We start from the raw sequence: 16,385 nt of genomic DNA, 5'->3' as shown, positions 1-16,385 counted from the left end.
AGATTACGTCGCTCCCCAACGGGCCGTTGCAAGCCCCCAAAAAGATTTGTGGCGGCCCATCGTCGCCACACGGTCATGGGCAGTACTACTTAGGGTAGGCTGCCCGAACGAGAAACAAAAAACGATCCGTAGCTACAGACCCGTAATTGCCTCCTCCGCTGCCGCGTGGATGGTGTTTCAGTGGTCAATAGCTACAGATCGCGCTCTGTCTACGCCTTACTTGAGCGTCTGGTCGTTCAGCTTTTCCGTTCGTATATAAGCTTTCAACGTACCTATCGTCTGGCCCTCGCTTCCGCCAAACGGCCGGATCGTGTAGGCACCCACCGCGGCCGGTACGATGAACGTCTCGGCATAGTGAACCACAAAGGGCGCAAACGCCCCCGTCGGGCTTTCAACGACGGCTTCATCGCCTTCAATCAGGTTAATGACATTCACCACGCCCTGCGTGTGGTGCGTGACCGACGATGAAAACCAGTGCCGTCGGGTTTCGATGAACGAATCGGCATCCAGTCCCGTCCGCTCTTCCCGCCAGCCATCACCGTGGCCAATCTCTTCAATCTGATTGAGCAGGTTAGCCTTTGTCCAGCCGGTCGTCCGATCCCACTGGATGTTGTTTTTGCCGTGTTCAAGAGAGATCGGTCGGGGCTGTCCGTCTAGTCCCGTTCGGCCCCAATCCCAGAGTTTGAAGGTGAAGTTGAAGGGTGTCGCGCTGATTTCGAGCACAACGCTATTGGCCCCCGAACAGTGAACCGTCCCGGCGGGAATCAAGGCATGGTCGTGCTTCTTGATCGGCCATTTCTCAACGTACTTTTCGGCGTCGAAATCAATGCCGCCGTGCTGCGCCTTTTCCAGATCACCGATCATCGCGTTTGGACTGATGCCTTCTTTCAGGCCCAGATACACGCAGGCGTCTTCTTTGGCTTCCAGGAAATAATAGCTCTCATTCTGGGTATAGCCCATACCGAACTTCTCCCGCATGTACTCGTGCAGGGGGTGCACCTGTAAACTAAGGTTGCCCCCCTCAATGGTGTCCAGAAAGTCAAATCGGATCGGAAATTCGGCGCCAAACGCATTAAACACGGCTTCGCCCAGCAGTTCGACAGGGTGGCTGAAGACCACGTCGATCGACGGAATTTCAACCGTTTCGCCATCAAATTGGTAGAGCAGGCTATTCTCTTCGGGCACGCAATCGAACCCCCAGGCGTAGTTTACCGCCGACCGGTCCAGGTCGCAGACTTCTTTCAGCCACTGACCACCCCACGGGCCCGGATCAAAGAAAGGAACCACCCGGAAAGGTCGCTGAACGGTGAGTGCCATGGCTTTGCGCAGGGCCGTGCCGCTGATCAGTTTGGGTGTTCCTTCCAGGGTCGTGTCCACCATATAATCCCAGCGCTCCATGTACTGCTTTTTGTGGCGATCCAGCACTTTCCAGTCCACGTAGAAAGCCCGTTTGTACTGGTAGGCAAACAGGGCGTCGGCGTTATAAGCCCCTAGATTACCTGCCCGATTTTTCCGGAACCGAAGCTGGATCTCCCACCGGGGCATATCTGCGTACAGCAGCAGATCGGGCTGGTCGACAAACAACGCAGCCCCCGCGCCAATAAGCAGCACCACGCCTTCCGTAACTGCCTGAATCGTTTGTTGGCACGCCGTCAGTTTAGCTTCGTCGAAAAAGGTCGGCAACTCATACGGACATACGTACCCAAACACCGGATCATCCGTGACGAAATCATTGATCAGGTCATTGATTTCGGCTGGACTGCGCAGGGCCTGACTTGTGTCGACGACGGTTAGCTGGTCCGACAGGGCGCGTAGGCCCGTGACGACCTCGTCGGTATACACGCCCAGGTACGTATCGACGGCCACGACGGTTTTGGCTTGATTCATCGACCGGATGCGGCCCCGAAGGAGGGAAACGATCGGCTCCCAACCCGTCGTGCAGGTTTCCCCTTCTACCGGAATGCTGGGAAATTTGTCGAAGATTGATGGTGTTAAAACGTTCATATATGGAGGTTGTATGCTAACGTGGCGACACCCAGCAGGGCTGCGGAGTCGGATAAGGTGCCCGGCACAACGGCCACATGGCCCCAGGTTGCCCAGGCGTTTTGATTCAGTCGCTCCTGAATCGGGGGGATAATGGCGTCGCGGCTGGCCATCACGCCTCCGCCCAGGATGAGCACTTCCGGGTCGTACGCCTGCACCAGGTTGTAGGCGCAGGCGGCCCACACGGCAATGCTGTCGTTGCGCAGGGTGGTAGCCAGTGCATCACCCTGCTGAGCACAACGAAAAACGGCTTCGTAATCAACGGTATCGTACCCGCAAAGTAAACTCTGTGGGTACGTTGCATGCGCCGTCGCCCGCTCGTTCAGGCTCCAGGTCGACGCTTCAGCCTCGGCGCAGCCAACGGTGCCGCAGTTGCATTGGTTACCCTGGGTGTTGATGACGACGTGCCCACCCAGGATGCCCGCCTGAAAATGCCTGCCGCGCAGCAGTCGACCCTCGATCACCGCCGATGTGCCGATGCCGGTACCGAGCGTCATCAGCACGACGTTGTCGTAGCCCCGGCCGCTGCCGTGTTGCCATTCGCCGAGCAGGGCCGCGCGGGTATCATTTTCCAGGTACAGCGGTAAACCCCAGGTTTCGTGGGCCCAGGCGGGCAGGTCGAGGTTAGGCGCATCGCTGTATTTGCCGTTGATCGTCAGCACGCGTTTGTTAATGGGGTCAACAATGCCCGGTATGGCGATGCCGATGCCGCTCAGATCAGCGGCCGTCAGGCGGGCCTGGGCCAGCATGGCGTTGATGGCGGTTTCAAGCTGGGGTAGCCGGGCCTGCAAACCCTGACCCGACTGCGACTCCATCTGGCTCGTCAACAGAACGGTACCGGCTCTGACCAGCCCCAGTTTGATACGGGTTCCTCCCAGGTCGATGGCGATGGTCGCTTTTTCTTCCATGTGGGCTTATCGTTTTGTTTCTCGTTCTTTTTCGAGCAGACTTAGCCGCGCATACAGTTCGGCGATGCACGCCTGATCCAGCAACCATTTGGGTTTCGCCAGTTCCTTGGGATCGGGCATCCAGCTATGGGTGACCAAGCCGTATTGATCGCGGGAATGCTGCCAGGCGTAATCCAGACTTTCGTTGATCTTGGCCACGTATTGGTAATCGCCATTGACCCGGTACAGCGCGTCGTAGCCTCTGAAGAGCACGGTAACAAACCAGGGTAGGTCGATCTGGATAGCCATTGGAGCCGGATGCGGCCGCTTGTCGAAGTGAACAAACGTGTCTCGGGCCAGCTGTTCGGCCTGTTTGAGGTACTGCTTATCGCCGGTAAACTGGTACAGCAGCACCGCCGCTTCGAGCATGGAGCCGGAGTTATACGTGTAGAAAACCCGGTTCACCGCCCCCGTCGCTTTGCGGTCATTAGCATACACGCCGGTCGAATCAAGCAGGTTGGCGTGCATCCAGTTGTAAAACTGCTGGCCCCACTTAAGGTAATATGGGTCTTTTGTGCCCTGATACAGCTTTAGCGCCGTAAGGGTAGCCATGCCGTTGGAACAGGCCGGCTTCTGATCACGATGCCCCTCCAGCCAGGTGACTCCACCACCCAGCTCGTCGTCCCACCCACTCAGAATGAACGCAAAAACGGCTTTTGCCCGCGTTAGGTACAGTGGGTTCCGGGTGTTCAGGTACGCTTCCATGTAGTCGATACCCACCAGCCCGTTGTCATCGTAATACCGGTCTGCTTTTTCGAACTGAACCGGATAGGCCTGATAGCCAACGGGCGAACGGCTGGTGTCGCGGTATTTCTCCATACCGGCTACCAGACTGTCCAGATAAAATAATTGCTGTTTACGTTCCGATGGCGTTTTCAGCAACACGTTGGTCGCGGAGAACAGGCCCGAAAAGGGCCACAGAAAACTCACCGCCTTCTCCTTGACGCCACCACCCTGCATGTAGGTCAGCGAATCGGCGTGATTCGACGGGTAGTTTTCAGAGAACAGCGTGTAGGCAGGTACCCGGTACCGGTTCCATACGTTAGCGTACGCTTCCCGCGCCCGGCTCAGGTAAACAGCCGACGGTTTAGGCGATTGCCCTACCGCCGCCTGACACACGAAAAGCCCGCTGATTACCGACAGCCCGGCAACGTACCTGGCCCATATTTGACTCAAAATCATAGGTCATTCCTGGTTTGTTGAGCATAATCGCCTGTAACGCGACCCTTATTGGGCCGAAGGCGGGGGCGTTTGAATCCCCCAGTTCGTATTGGGCTGGCTCCCCATCACGAAGGTGAGTTTGCCACCCTTCATCAGTTCATCGCGGTAGAGCCAGCAGTTCGTCAGGGGTTTTCCGTTGAAGGTCGCCGACTGCACGTACACGTTCTGGGCCGAGTTGTTTTTGGCTTCAATCCGAAGCTGTTTGCCATCGCCTAATCGAATGGTGGCCTTGTCGAAGACGGGACTTCCCAACTCGACAATTGGTCGTAGATCGGTAAATCCTTTCACGTCGAACAGGCCAAGGGCGGCCATCACGTACCAAGATCCCAACTGTCCCTGGTCTTCATCCTGCCCGTAACCGTAGCCGTGGATGGGTTCGGTGCCGTAGAACTCGTCGCAGATGGCACGCGTCCATTTTTGGGTAAGCCACGGCTTTTTCGAGAAGTTGAAGAGCCAGCTGATGTGCAGGTTAGGCTGATTGCCGTGGTTATAAATCGACTTGATGCCAGCAAAGGCATCGATCTCTTTGCCGCCGCCGAAGCCATTTTTCTGCGCTGCCGTGAAGATGCTGTCGAGGCGGTTATTGAACGTGGTTTCGCCGATGGCTTCGATCAGCGCCTTGGGATTCTGTGGCACGAAAAAGGTGTATTGCACGGCATTGCCTTCCTGAAAACCGCGCCAGGGTTCGTACGGATCGAACTTACTGATGAACGTGCCATCCGCCTTTTTGGGCCGGACCAGTTTTTGACCTGGTTCATACAGCAACTTCCAACCGTTGGAGGCCTTCAGGAATTGCTGATAGTCGGGCTGTTTGCCCATCGCTTTGGCCAGTTGGGCGGCGGCGAACGCGCTGAAACTGTACTCCAGCGTGTGGGAGGCGGCAAAGTGCGAACCCGTCGAATCGGTTTTATCTTCGTCGAGGTAGGGAACGTACCCACGTTTCACAAAGGCCTCTACGTCCAGTTTGCCCGAACCCACGGGGCGGTTGCGTCCGTTGCGTTCGTTGGCCCGGATGGCCTGATACGCCAGATTGGTATCGTAATCCCGTATGCCTGCCTGATACGCCCCGGCAATGGCCAGCCCGACAAAATTGGTGCCGACGCCCGAGACGAAGTTGCTGTTGGCAATGCCATCGCCAAACCAACCGCGCTCTTTGTAAACCGCCAGTTGGGTCTGCACAAAATCGGTATATCGCTCCGGATACGACAGCGCCCACAACTGCGTCAGGTTCCAATAGGCGCCCCAGATGGCATCCGTGTTGTAAAAATTATAGCTGAATTTTCCGTTTTTGTCGCGGGGTAACTGACCAATGCCCCCATCGTGCCGGGGGTAAGAGCCGTTCACGTCGTTGGCGATGCCACGACCCAACAGCGCATGGAACAGTCCCGTGTAGAATTTGACCTTACTGGCTTCGTTGCCCTCCACAGTTAACTTTCCTAGTTCGGTTTGCCACGTTTGCTGGGCCTGTTTTCTGGCTTTTTCAAACGTCAATCCCGACGCTTCGGCCTCAAAATTTGCTTTTGCATTGGCGATCGAGGTGTACGAGAGCCCCACTTTCAACTCAATGGCTTCGTTAGCATTAGTGGCGTAGTCCAGAAAAAGCCCGGCTCCCTTTCCGGTTGCTTCGCGGCTGTTGGGGCGAATACCGCTGTCTGAAAACGCCCCGACCGACCGTGGTTTTTTGCTCACTTCCCCCCAGATGTACATCGACACCTGCCCGTTCGCATCGTAGGTCCTTACGTATTTTGGGTACGTGGTAACAGAACCTTCGAAGTGCGTATCGTCGGTCATCCGGATGGCTGCGGTCCGCACTTCGCCACTTTCACCCTGCACGTTGCCAATGTCTAACAGCACCCTCGACTGGTCGTTTTTGGGGAACGTATACCGGTGGAAGCCGACATGGCTGGTCGCGGTGAGCTCAGCGGTGATCTGGTAATCGTCGAGCAGGACTTTGTAGTAGCCTGGTTCGGCCACCTGGTTTTTGCGATCGAATCTGGACCGGTAACCGCTGGTGGGGTTGTCAAGCAGACCGGGTTTAACCTTCAGCTCACCCGTGGTCGGCATGAAGCTTACGCCCCCAACCTGCCATTCGTGAAAGTGCACAAAGCCTTCGATGGAATTGTGCCGGGTATCATAGCCCACGGCTTCCCAGCCCTGATTGTTGCCGTAATGACCATTGGTCGAAGGCGCCAGTTTGGCCATGCCGTGGGGTACGGCGGCGGGCGTGTAGAAGAACCAGCGGCTGTGGGCCGTGCCGATGTTCGGATCGACGTACCGGAGCACGTTTTGCCCGTTTACCGCGCAGGGCGTCAGCAGGGCAATGAGGAGCAGCGACGGGAGGAAAGGGATGCTTTTGCGTAGTTTCATTCCAGAATAAATTGAATGGAGGCTGTTCTAACGGGTTATCGATACGTCGAGAGCAAGGCTTGCAGGCGCTGCATCCAGGCCACGTCGACGCCTTCGATGTTTGTGTATCGACCGGCACCGTCCAGACCGGCAAATTGGTAATAACCGCCTGAATTGGGCTCTCTCAGGACCGTGTTAATGGCGTCGATGTTGCCCTGCGCGTAGCCCAGCCACGACGCGTTTTTATCCGATTCGTACAGCCTGATCATAGCCTGCGACCCCCACCCGCACCAGGCGGGGCTGATTCGGCGGTCGCTCGTGTTGAAAATGTATACGTTATGCGTTTTATCCCACAGCGTCCGGTTCATGGCGTTGCCCAGCGCCTGCGCCTTCACCTGATACGACGGGTCGTTCATGGCTTCCCCGTATAGCAGAAACGCTTCGACCATGATCGCGTTGTCGTAGGTGAATTTTTCGGTGAACCGCTTGCCCGACTGATCAATCTGCCAGACGAACAGGCCGGTGCTGCTTTCGTATAATTTAGTTGACAACCAGTTGTTAACGTTTGTCGCCCAGTCGCGGTAAATCGACTCGCCGGTGATCATGTACAACCGCGTGAATAACTGCATCGCCAGCCCGTTGGACTGGGTTGGCTTCACCGTTTTGGCGGTGTTCCACCAGAAACCCCCGTCGAAGGTGGTATCCCAAGTGCCGCTTTTGATCAGCCAGTTGGCGCAGGCCTTCGCTTTGTCCAGGTACGCTGTTTTCATCGCCCCGGTGCTGACAGCGTAGGCGTCGAGGTAGATTACGCCAGACAGGGAATTGTCATCGATGTATTTCAGCGGATCGGAGCCTTTCCCGGTGCCGTCGATGCGCACGAAGGCAAAGTAGCCGCCGTTGGGGCTGGCGTCGTCCCAGAAGTGACTCATCCAGTTGAAGCTATCGTTCATGTAGGTCGCGTACGTCGTGTCGCCCCGCTTCACCATGGCGGCATCGGCGTATATCTGACTCACGTTGTACCACTCAAAAGCCGAATTGGGGTCGGTGGTGGCGTTGACCCGGTAGCTCTTGTAGGGCGTCAGCAAGTTAGCCAGCACGTAATCATGGGTTTTCCGGGCCGCCGTCAGGTACCGCGACACGGTCGGGCTGGGTACGTTGGGCTTGGTTGTATCGGGACCAGCAATGGGGTCGGGCTGCTGCTTGTCCTCGCAGGCCGACAGGAGGGTGACGACTACGGCGAGTGATAGCCCGGTGAAAAGAAAGCGGTTCATAACGGGAGTCTTTAACCTGTGCCAGCTGCGGTGAGGCAACTGGCACAGGGTGTTGGAAGCGGATCACCAGCGTACTGGCAGCAAGCCGGGGCTTACTTCAGCACGGTTACCTGATGGCTGTAGGGGGCAGTGGCCCGCAGGAAAAGGTCTACCTTCACCTTCTTCAGATCGGCAGATGGGTCGAACTTGTAGGTGTTGTCCCATTGGCTATTCGACACCGGCTGAAGGTAGAAATAAGAGGCAGGGGCCCCGGCCGGGCTGTTGTTGTTCACGTTCGAACTGCCCATATACTCCGTGCCGGTCGCGGTGTGCACCGCAAACTTATAGCGTTCATCTCGACCCCAGGAGAACGGATAGAACTCGACGGGAATGCTGGCGGCTGTCCAGGTGCCATTACCCGCATACGTCAACGTACCTATCTCTTTGTTGTAAGCCGACATGAACAGCCCGATCGACTGTATTTCGGTTGCCTGCGTGGAGGCTACGTTGAAATCATACCGTAAGCGGTACGTTTTCGCCGGACCAGTCAGGGTGGTGCGCGAGGTGCCTTCCCGGATGGTGTCGTTCGCGATATAGTAGCTCTTGCCGGTGCCCGTCAGCCTGTCCGTCAGCCGATAGGTGCCTCCCTTCAGCGAGGTATACACCTCAAAGATGCCGTCTTCCACTTTTTTCAGCCTGATCCCCTTGGTCACGTCGTCGCCTCCTTCAGTGGCCGTACCGGTCAGGTACAAGCTGTCTGGAAGCTCGGTAAATCCGGCTGGTCGGGTCATGGTCAGGACGCGGGTGGACGTACCTGCCTGCCGATTGAACGCAACTGACGCTAAGACCGTCCATTTGACGCTGCCCGTCGACGAAGCGCCGATACCGCCCAGCGCCGCAATTTTCTTCAGATCGTTGTGGCTGAGCGTTAGCTGCGGCTGCACCCCCAGCCCGTCGGAAACGGTCTTGTAGAAGGGCTTGCTGAAATCGCCGTCGGTTTTGTCGAAGGCCACCTCGTAGAGCACCCCTTCGATTGCCTGGGTGGGTTCCCATTTGAACTGCACACTGGCGGGCGTCGACGGTTCCAGCTTGACACTGGCGTTGTTGGCAGGGGCCGTCAGGGTGCTGACCGGGGTGACCGCCGGGTTCAGTTCCCGAACCGTCTGTTTGCAGGACAGGATCGACAGCATAGCCAGTACAGCCATACCACCGGTTTTTAATACATATTTCATTGACAGTGCTGTTTAAAGTTGATAGCCAGGGTTTTGTGTCAACGCCTTGTTGAGGTTCAACTCGGAGGCTGGTAAGGGCCAGAGGTAGTTTTTGGCGGGGTCAAACTGGCGTCGTTGCGCGCGGATGTAGCCATTGTCAACGGTCGGATCGCCGAATTTGGCACCGTGGGCGTAGCCATTGAGCACCGTCTCCGCGATCTTCCACCGACGGATATCGTCAATCCGTAGCCCTTCCAGCGCTAACTCCGCCCGCCGCTCCCGGCGGATGGTCTGCGTCAAATCGCCGCTGGCCGGGAAGTTCAGGGCTTCCGTGTTGGTGAAGCCTGCCCGTTGCCGCAGTGGCCGGATCGTTTTGTTCCACACGTCGGCGGTCAGCTGCCCCAGGCTCTGTTTGGCTTCGGCGTACATCAGCAGCACATCGGCGTACCGGATCAGGTGCAGATTCAGGCCCGACGTAAAATTGGCCAGGCTGTTGGGGTCATAGTATTTGCGCCAGTAGTAGCCCGTGGGCGAGCCCTGCCCGTTCAGCGTGTACTCGTTGAGGGCGGGCCGGACGGGGTCTGAGCCCGGTTTGATGTAGATGATCTGGGTGCTGCCATCCGCGTTGCGCCAGACATACTGGTCATACACGACAGTGGCGGTCAGCCGGGGGTCCCGGTTGGCGTAGGGCGTGCTTTCCGAATAACCCGAGCCCGCTTCGGTGATCGCTTTGCCGTTGAGCGTCACATAGTCATTGACCAGCTCCTGGGTAGGGGCCAGGCTATTGGTTCGGGCACCGGCCGACCGGGGCGCAAAATCAAAGAACTCCGACCAGGTACGTAAGCCAGGTACGTATTGCAGCGCCAGAATCGACTCGTTGCTGGTTTTATTGACCGTTGCGTTACTGAACAGATCGCTGTAGTTGGCCGCTAGCCCGTACTGTCCGTTGGTCGCCTGATCGTTGATCAGCTTTTCGCACAGGGTCACGACCTCGGCCATGCGGTTGCCTTCGTAGAGCAGGACTCTGGCGTGCAGCGCAATGGCCGCCCCTTTTGAGATCCGGCCGTTATCGGCGGCCGAATAGGCGTCTTTGGTGGGGAGCAGGGTCTCAGCCGCCGTCAGTTCGTCGGTGATGAACTTCAGGACGGTGGCGCGAGGCGAACGGGGAATCACTTTAGCCTCGTCGGGCGTCAGGTCACGGTCGAGCAGGGGTACGTCCCCATACCATTTCATCAGGTTAAAATGGTGCCAGGCCCGCACGAAACGTACCTCGCCCTTCATCCGCGACAGGACCTCCGCCGGCAGCGTTTTGTTCTGGTCGATGTTGGCCAGAAAGATGTTGCAGGACTTGATGCCCTGGTAATAAAACGCCCAGTCGTTCTGGAATTTTGGCAGCGTCGAGGTGAAGCTGCCACTCGCGATGGCCTCCGGGTTACCCGCGGCCGACCCCTGGGCGGTGTAGGCATTGTCGGACAGGGCTTCGTTATAGAAGTATAACGTGCTGGTATACATGCCACTGTAAATGTTGTTCAGGGCATTGTCGACGTTCTCGCTCGTGGTCCAGAAGTTGAGTTCGGTAAAGCGATTGACGGGGGCTATGTCTAAAGGGCCGCACCCGACGACGGTGAGCAACACCACGCACAGGGCACTTATCTTTTTGAAAAAAGTCATGGTTCGTAACGGGTTGAAAGTTAGAAACTGAGGTCAAGGCCAAACCCGTAAAAAACGGGCAGCGGGTAGCTACGGGCGCTGTTCGACGCCGCACCCAGGTTGAGGTTGTTATTGAACTCAGACGTTTCGGGGTCGATGAAGTTGAGCTCGGAGAGCGTCAGCAGGTTCTGCCCGATCAGGGACACCCGCAGGCGTTGCACGCCCACTTTCTGGGTCAACGTACCGGGGAGCGTATAGCCTAGCTGCACGTTCTTCAGGCGGGCATAGGCGGCATTGTAGCGATACACATCGGAGCCGTTACGCCAGTTGTTGGTGTTCGAGGGGGAACCGATAGCGGCCAGCCGGGGGTAGCGCGCATTCGGGTTGTCGGGCGTCCAGAAATCCGTCTGGTGCTCATACATGGTCGCGCCGTAATTGTAGTGGAAGGGCTCGACCTCTTCACCCCGCAGCATGACATCGCGCTTGCCCACGCCCTGGATAAACAGGTTTAGGTCAAAGCCCTTTACCGCCAGTCGGTACGTGAACCCGAAGGTGTAGCGGGGGAAGGGGTTGCCCAGCACGATTTTGTCGCTGTCGTCGATTTTGCCATCCCCGTTAAAGTCGGTAAACTTGATGTCGCCGGGGCCCACCAAGACACCGTCCGGTTTCGGTGAATTATCGATGTCAGCCTGATTCTGGAAATAGCCGTTTGTCTTGTAGCCCCAGTACTGCGTAATGGGTTGCCCCACTTTCCGGATGAACCCAAACGCATCGACGTTGGCAATCTGCTGATCAGAACCGTAGGTCAGCGCCAGCAGGGTGTTCTGGTTATCGGCCAGATTCACGCTGAAGCTTTGCTTGGTGGCGTTAGTGTTCAGGTTATAGGTGGCACTAACTTCCCAGCCTTTGTTTTTGACCTTCGCTACGTTAAAGTCGGGAAAGCCCGCCCCGAACAGCAGCGGAATGTCCTGCCGGCTGTACAGAATATCGCTGGTTACCTTGTTGAAATAATCAAGCGAAACGGTGAGCTTGTTCTGGAGGAAACTGGCATCGGCCCCCACGTTCAACATGGCCGATTTCTCCCAGGTCAGGTCCGGGTTGCCGAGGCTGAAGCCCGCCCCACCCACAACGGTGTTGTTGAACCCGTAGGCGTTGGCGTAGTTGAAGTAGTTGGTCTGGTACTGATAGGCGTTTACGTTCTGGTTGCCCACCAGCCCATACGAGCCCCTTACCTTCAGACTGCCCACCACGTTCTGCGCTTTCATGAACGACTCTTCGGAGAGAATCCAGGAGCCCGCTATCGAGGGGAAAAAGCCCCACCGGCGACCCGCCGCAAATTTGGACGAGCCATCCTGCCGGAAATTGCCCTCCAGGAAGTAGCGGTCTTTGAACGAGTAGTTGACCCGACCAAACACCGAGCTGATGCGCGTTTCGTTGGTGTTGGTGTTGCTGTTGTAGGAGTTAACCGGGTCAAGGATCGTCCCGGTGGTGGGCGTACCCAGGGCCGGGTCGGTCAGGGTTTTCTGCAACTGGAACCCGTTGGACCGGTAATATTCGTCGGAGGCGCCCAGCAACACTTTGAAGCTATGATCGCCGATCCGCTTGGTGTAATCGGCGAATACCTGCGAGTTGAGCAACGAGTTTTTGAAGCTGTTGTCATACACGGTACGGTCGTTGCCATACACACCGGTTGGGTAGTTGTTGACCTGCAAGCGGCGGAAGAAGGCGTTGTTGGCGTTCAGCGTTCCGCCGAAGATACCCGTAAGCTTAAGGTCGTTGGTGATGCTTAGCGCCGCGTTCAGGTTGGCAAAAAACTGGTCGTTGTCTGACTGATAGTAGCCGCCCTGTTCTAGCACACTCTTCACGTTGTACTGCGAAGCGACCGGGTTGGTGAGGTAATTACCCGCCGCATCCTGGAAACTGTAGTTGAGGGGGACCCGGTCCGCATCGGCAAAAATGACCCAGTCGGCATTGCTGTGCGACTTATTCTGCGATTTGACGTAGTTCAGAATCGTATTGACCCGTAGCTTGCCAATGACCGATAGCTGATTTAGGCGCAGGTTGTATTTCTTGTAGCCATAAGAAGGCCCAATAAAATTGCTGCGCTGATCCTGAAGCCCCGCCGAGATCAGGTAACTGCTTGTGGCCCCACCGCCGGTAATCGACACGTTGTGCAACTGCTGCGGCGCATTTTGCAGGATCGACTGCCGCTCCCAGTCGCCGTTTCCCTGTGCTCGTAGCGCCTGAATGTCGTCCGGCGTGTAGATGGGCGGCAATCCCGAGTTGATCAGCGACAGGTTTTTGTAATAGGCATTATCCCAGGCACTGACCTTTTTCAGGCCGACATACGGCGACTGCATCCCGTAGCTGCCGTTATAGGTGACCGTGGCTTTCTGGTTTAGCTTCCCGCCTTTTGTCGTAATCAGCAGGACCCCATTGGCAGAGCGCGAGCCATAAATCGCCGCCGAACCGGCATCTTTCAGGACCGACACACTCGCAATGTCGTTGGGGTTAAGCAGGTTGATGTCGCCCCCAATGATCCCGTCGATGACAATGAGCGGGGTATTGTCGCCCAACGTACCCAGGCCGCGAATGTTGATATTGACCCCGCTGCCCGGCGTGAAGTTGGTCTGTTGAATAATGAGGTTGGGCGACTCACCCTGTAGCGCCTGCAGCACGTTGGTGACGGGCTTGCCTTCGATGCTCTGGGCTTTAATCTGGTCGACCGCGCCCGTCACCGACAGCTTGTTCTGCTGACCATACCCAACGACCACCACTTCATTGAGCGACCGGCTGTTGTCGGTCTTCAGCGTCACGTTGACGGTGCGCTCCTGCCCAATCACGACGGTCTGGCTCGTAAATCCGATGTACGAGAAGGCGAGGCTACGCCCCACGTAGTCATCCGGCAGCGATAAGCGGTATTTCCCATTCTCATCGGTGGTGGTCCCCTGGGTCGTACCCACCACGCTTACCGTGGCACCTGGTAAGGGCTTCTGCTGATCATCGAGCACCTGACCGGTAAGCTCAATGTTGACTTGTGCGAAAGACACCGGTATCCCGTTGGACGGTAAGGCGAACCCGTAGCGACCACCTAGCAGCAGAAGTAACAAGGCGAGGAGCAAGCGCTGCCTGCCCCATGAGTGGAGCACCGGACTGATTCGGAGCTGTATTGAACTGTTCATGCGATGACAATTGGTTTAGGCAAATTCAGTGAACTGTTGAGAGATGACTAGATGAGAAAGGAGTAAGGGTGAAGCGTTATAAGGAGGGGTTTCTGGATAGCGCCTGGGTATCTTTCCAGTACGCCTCGATGGCTTCCAGCGACCGGCCTTTGGTTTCGGGAATCAATTTCCAGGTGAGCCATAGGGCTGGGGAGCAGCATACTGCAAACAGCCAGAAGGTCCAGGCAGACCCCACCTCTTCAAGCAGGAAGGGCGTCAGCTGGCCGACCAGAAAGTTGCCGATCCAGAGCGACAGCGTAGCCAGGGCCATGGCTTTGCCCCGGATGGCATTGGGGAAGATTTCGCCGACGACAACCCAGCAAACCGGGCCGAACGAAAACGCGAAGCAGGCGATGAAGGCCAGAATAAACAGCAGGATCCAGGGGCCCGATGAAACGCCCATCTGGAAGAGCGCCCCAATGATCAGCAGCGACAGCACAGCCCCGCCTACACCCACATACAGCAGGGGTTTACGCCCCCATCTGTCGACGGTGAAAATGGCCACGAACGTGAACGCCACATTGACCAGGCCAATGGTCACCTGCCCCCCAAGCGCATTATTGAGGGTGAAACCAGCCTGTTCCAGAATTCGGGGGCCGTAATAGATGACCGCGTTGATACCGCAGACTTGCGATAAAAACGGCAGGAGCAAACCAATCCACAGGGCCCGGCGGTACGTTGGCGTGAACAAGTCGCTCAGGTCACCCTGGCGCTTGTCGCCAGCGGCCGTAAATGCATCGATCTCTTTCTGAGCCGAAACCGGCCCGTCGATTCGGGTGAGTATGGCTCGCGCCTGTTGTTCCTTCCCGTGCAGCAGCAGCCATCGGGGTGATTCGGGTACCACCAATAAGGCCAGCAGGAAGATGGCTGCCGGTACAGCGCCCAGGCCCAGCATCCCGCGCCATACCTGCGTCGATAGAATCGGGCTGAGGCCTTCGCTGGCGGCAAAATCATCGGTGTGACTGGCCAGGTAAGCATTGGTGAAATACGCGATAACAATGCCAATGGTCAGGGCCAACTGGTAGAGGGATACCATCATCCCCCGGTAGCGGGGTGGGGCAAATTCGGAGATGTACAGGGGTGACACCATCGAGGCGACACCGATGCCCAGCCCCCCCACCAGCCGGAAAGCGATCAGGGTGGCGAACGTCGTTGAGAACGTGCACCCGATAGCCGACGCCAGAAACAATACCGCCGATAGAATCTGGACTAGTTTGCGGCCATACGTGTCGCTCAGTTTTCCCGACACACTCACGCCCACGATGCACCCCAGCAAGGCGCAGCTGACAAACCAGCCCTCCTGAATCGCGTCCAGCCCAAAATCGGTTTTGACCAGACCTACCGTACCGGAGATGACGGCGGTATCAAACCCAAACAGAAAACCACCGAGCGCCGCTACCAGACAAACCAGGTACAGGTACGTGTTGGTGGTCTTTTTCAATTCTTGCTCCATTTGTATAGCCATGGGTACTACTGCTGATGAGCGGTCGCTGCCAGCCGCTCGACTTGATGATTGAATAAGAGAAGGTATTCGTTTATGTCTATATGTATAGACATAATAAGTGATAAAAAAACTGCCAGGATGAGTGAGTCGTCAATCACATACAGACAGGGTGGGATAAGGGGGTAGGAATCGGCTATTTGCGGGCTATGTCGATGGCGTAAGTGAAACGATCGGCCCGGTAGTAGCCTACATTAAACTCGACGACCCGTTCACCCGGATCGCAGACAATCCGTTTGCGCAACAGAATGGGTTCACCCGGATTGGTGTGCAGAATGGTTGCCAGCTCATCATCGGCTAGTGTCGCGCTAATTTCCTCTTTGGAGAGCACCACGACGGTGTGATACTCTTTTTCCAGCATTTCATACAACGGTTTGGCAAAATCTTCGGCCCCCGTCAAACCCACCCGAGGATGGAAGTACGAGATGAAGTAGACGATCGGCCCGGCCTCCAATCCACGCAGCCGCTCCAGCTTCAGCACTTTCGAGCCGACATCAATCCCAAAGACGTCAGCCGTATCCTGATCGGCCAGCGTCCAGCTTGCTTTAATTTCGTAGTTCTGAAAGTCTACGCCCTTGTCGTGCATCTCAAGCGTAAAGCTCGACCAGTTGTTGAGTTTAGTCGTGATCCGGTTTTTGGCCACCTTAGTGCCGACACCCTTCTTGCGGATTAATAACTGTTCATTGACTAATTTATTGATGGCCTGCCTGACCGTGTTCCGGGCTATACCGAACCGTTTGGCCAGGTCGATCTCATTGGGAAAAAGCTTACCCTGCTGATACTCCTCTCTGTCAATCAATTCCCTCATTATTGTTTCCACCTGAATGTGGAGTGGAATGGGGCTGCCGTGATCAATCGTGAATAATTGCAAGTCTTTGTCCGAATGTCTATACATACTCTGCTGCAAATGTTATCGTTTTTTGCGTATTGGCAAAATATATTCCTAATTTTTTAGCGGAAAAACCAATTACTGGCCTTTTCTGTCGGTCATTGGT

Annotated in this window: 10 protein-coding genes; all 10 read right to left on the bottom strand. The window is 56.5% G+C overall.

Going from position 1 to position 16,385, the window contains the following annotated elements:
- Positions 1 to 216: 216 nt before the first annotated feature.
- A complete protein-coding gene (locus FAES_RS18255) occupies positions 217 to 2,004 on the bottom strand; it encodes a class I mannose-6-phosphate isomerase (protein ID WP_015332712.1) in 1,788 nt (595 codons plus the stop codon).
- On the bottom strand, positions 2,001 to 2,951 hold the full coding sequence (locus FAES_RS18250; protein WP_015332711.1) for an ROK family protein: 951 nt from the start codon (positions 2,949 to 2,951) through the stop codon (positions 2,001 to 2,003). The genes FAES_RS18255 and FAES_RS18250 overlap by 4 nt, the downstream gene beginning before the upstream one ends.
- Positions 2,952 to 2,957: 6 nt before the next feature.
- Positions 2,958 to 4,172 (bottom strand): glycoside hydrolase family 76 protein, encoded by a 1,215-nt coding sequence (locus FAES_RS18245; RefSeq protein WP_015332710.1) that lies wholly within the window; start codon positions 4,170 to 4,172, stop codon positions 2,958 to 2,960.
- 45 nt (positions 4,173 to 4,217) lie between these two features.
- Complete coding sequence (locus tag FAES_RS18240; RefSeq protein ID WP_015332709.1) at positions 4,218 to 6,578, bottom strand: GH92 family glycosyl hydrolase; 2,361 nt, start codon at positions 6,576 to 6,578, stop codon at positions 4,218 to 4,220.
- Positions 6,579 to 6,613: 35 nt separating this feature from the next.
- Entirely contained in the window at positions 6,614 to 7,828 is a 1,215-nt protein-coding gene (locus FAES_RS18235) for a glycoside hydrolase family 76 protein (RefSeq protein ID WP_015332708.1), read from the bottom strand.
- A 92-nt stretch (positions 7,829 to 7,920) separates the two neighbouring features.
- A complete protein-coding gene (locus FAES_RS18230; RefSeq protein WP_015332707.1) occupies positions 7,921 to 9,039 on the bottom strand; it encodes a SusE domain-containing protein in 1,119 nt (372 codons plus the stop codon).
- 12 nt (positions 9,040 to 9,051) lie between these two features.
- Positions 9,052 to 10,689, bottom strand: coding sequence for a RagB/SusD family nutrient uptake outer membrane protein (locus tag FAES_RS18225; protein ID WP_015332706.1), 1,638 nt, complete (start codon positions 10,687 to 10,689; stop codon positions 9,052 to 9,054).
- A gap of 20 nt (positions 10,690 to 10,709) precedes the next feature.
- Positions 10,710 to 13,850, bottom strand: coding sequence for a SusC/RagA family TonB-linked outer membrane protein (locus FAES_RS18220; RefSeq protein WP_015332705.1), 3,141 nt, complete (start codon positions 13,848 to 13,850; stop codon positions 10,710 to 10,712).
- 76 nt (positions 13,851 to 13,926) lie between these two features.
- Positions 13,927 to 15,354, bottom strand: a complete 1,428-nt coding sequence (locus tag FAES_RS18215) for a sugar porter family MFS transporter (protein WP_015332704.1) — start codon at positions 15,352 to 15,354, stop codon at positions 13,927 to 13,929.
- 172 nt (positions 15,355 to 15,526) lie between these two features.
- Entirely contained in the window at positions 15,527 to 16,285 is a 759-nt protein-coding gene (locus FAES_RS18210; protein ID WP_051054205.1) for a GntR family transcriptional regulator, read from the bottom strand.
- Positions 16,286 to 16,385 lie beyond the last annotated feature (100 nt).

This window comes from Fibrella aestuarina BUZ 2 (assembly GCF_000331105.1).
In the GTDB taxonomy this organism is placed as follows: Bacteria; Bacteroidota; Bacteroidia; order Cytophagales; family Spirosomataceae; genus Fibrella; species Fibrella aestuarina.
The sequence above is the reverse complement of the archived record's forward strand: the minus strand, read 5'-3'. Positions and strand labels throughout refer to the sequence as shown.

What these genes read in the sequence shown, in the direction of transcription:
- FAES_RS18245 (WP_015332710.1), bottom strand. Translation starts at nt 4,172, where the DNA reads ATGATTTTGAGTCAAATATGGGCCAGGTACGTTGCCGGGCTGTCGGTA.
- FAES_RS18220 (WP_015332705.1), bottom strand. Translation starts at nt 13,850, where the DNA reads ATGAACAGTTCAATACAGCTCCGAATCAGTCCGGTGCTCCACTCATGG.
- FAES_RS18255 (WP_015332712.1), bottom strand. Translation starts at nt 2,004, where the DNA reads ATGAACGTTTTAACACCATCAATCTTCGACAAATTTCCCAGCATTCCG.
- FAES_RS18250 (WP_015332711.1), bottom strand. Translation starts at nt 2,951, where the DNA reads ATGGAAGAAAAAGCGACCATCGCCATCGACCTGGGAGGAACCCGTATC.
- FAES_RS18225 (WP_015332706.1), bottom strand. Translation starts at nt 10,689, where the DNA reads ATGACTTTTTTCAAAAAGATAAGTGCCCTGTGCGTGGTGTTGCTCACC.
- FAES_RS18215 (WP_015332704.1), bottom strand. Translation starts at nt 15,354, where the DNA reads ATGGCTATACAAATGGAGCAAGAATTGAAAAAGACCACCAACACGTAC.
- FAES_RS18210 (WP_051054205.1), bottom strand. Translation starts at nt 16,285, where the DNA reads ATGTATAGACATTCGGACAAAGACTTGCAATTATTCACGATTGATCAC.
- FAES_RS18235 (WP_015332708.1), bottom strand. Translation starts at nt 7,828, where the DNA reads ATGAACCGCTTTCTTTTCACCGGGCTATCACTCGCCGTAGTCGTCACC.
- FAES_RS18230 (WP_015332707.1), bottom strand. Translation starts at nt 9,039, where the DNA reads ATGAAATATGTATTAAAAACCGGTGGTATGGCTGTACTGGCTATGCTG.
- FAES_RS18240 (WP_015332709.1), bottom strand. Translation starts at nt 6,578, where the DNA reads ATGAAACTACGCAAAAGCATCCCTTTCCTCCCGTCGCTGCTCCTCATT.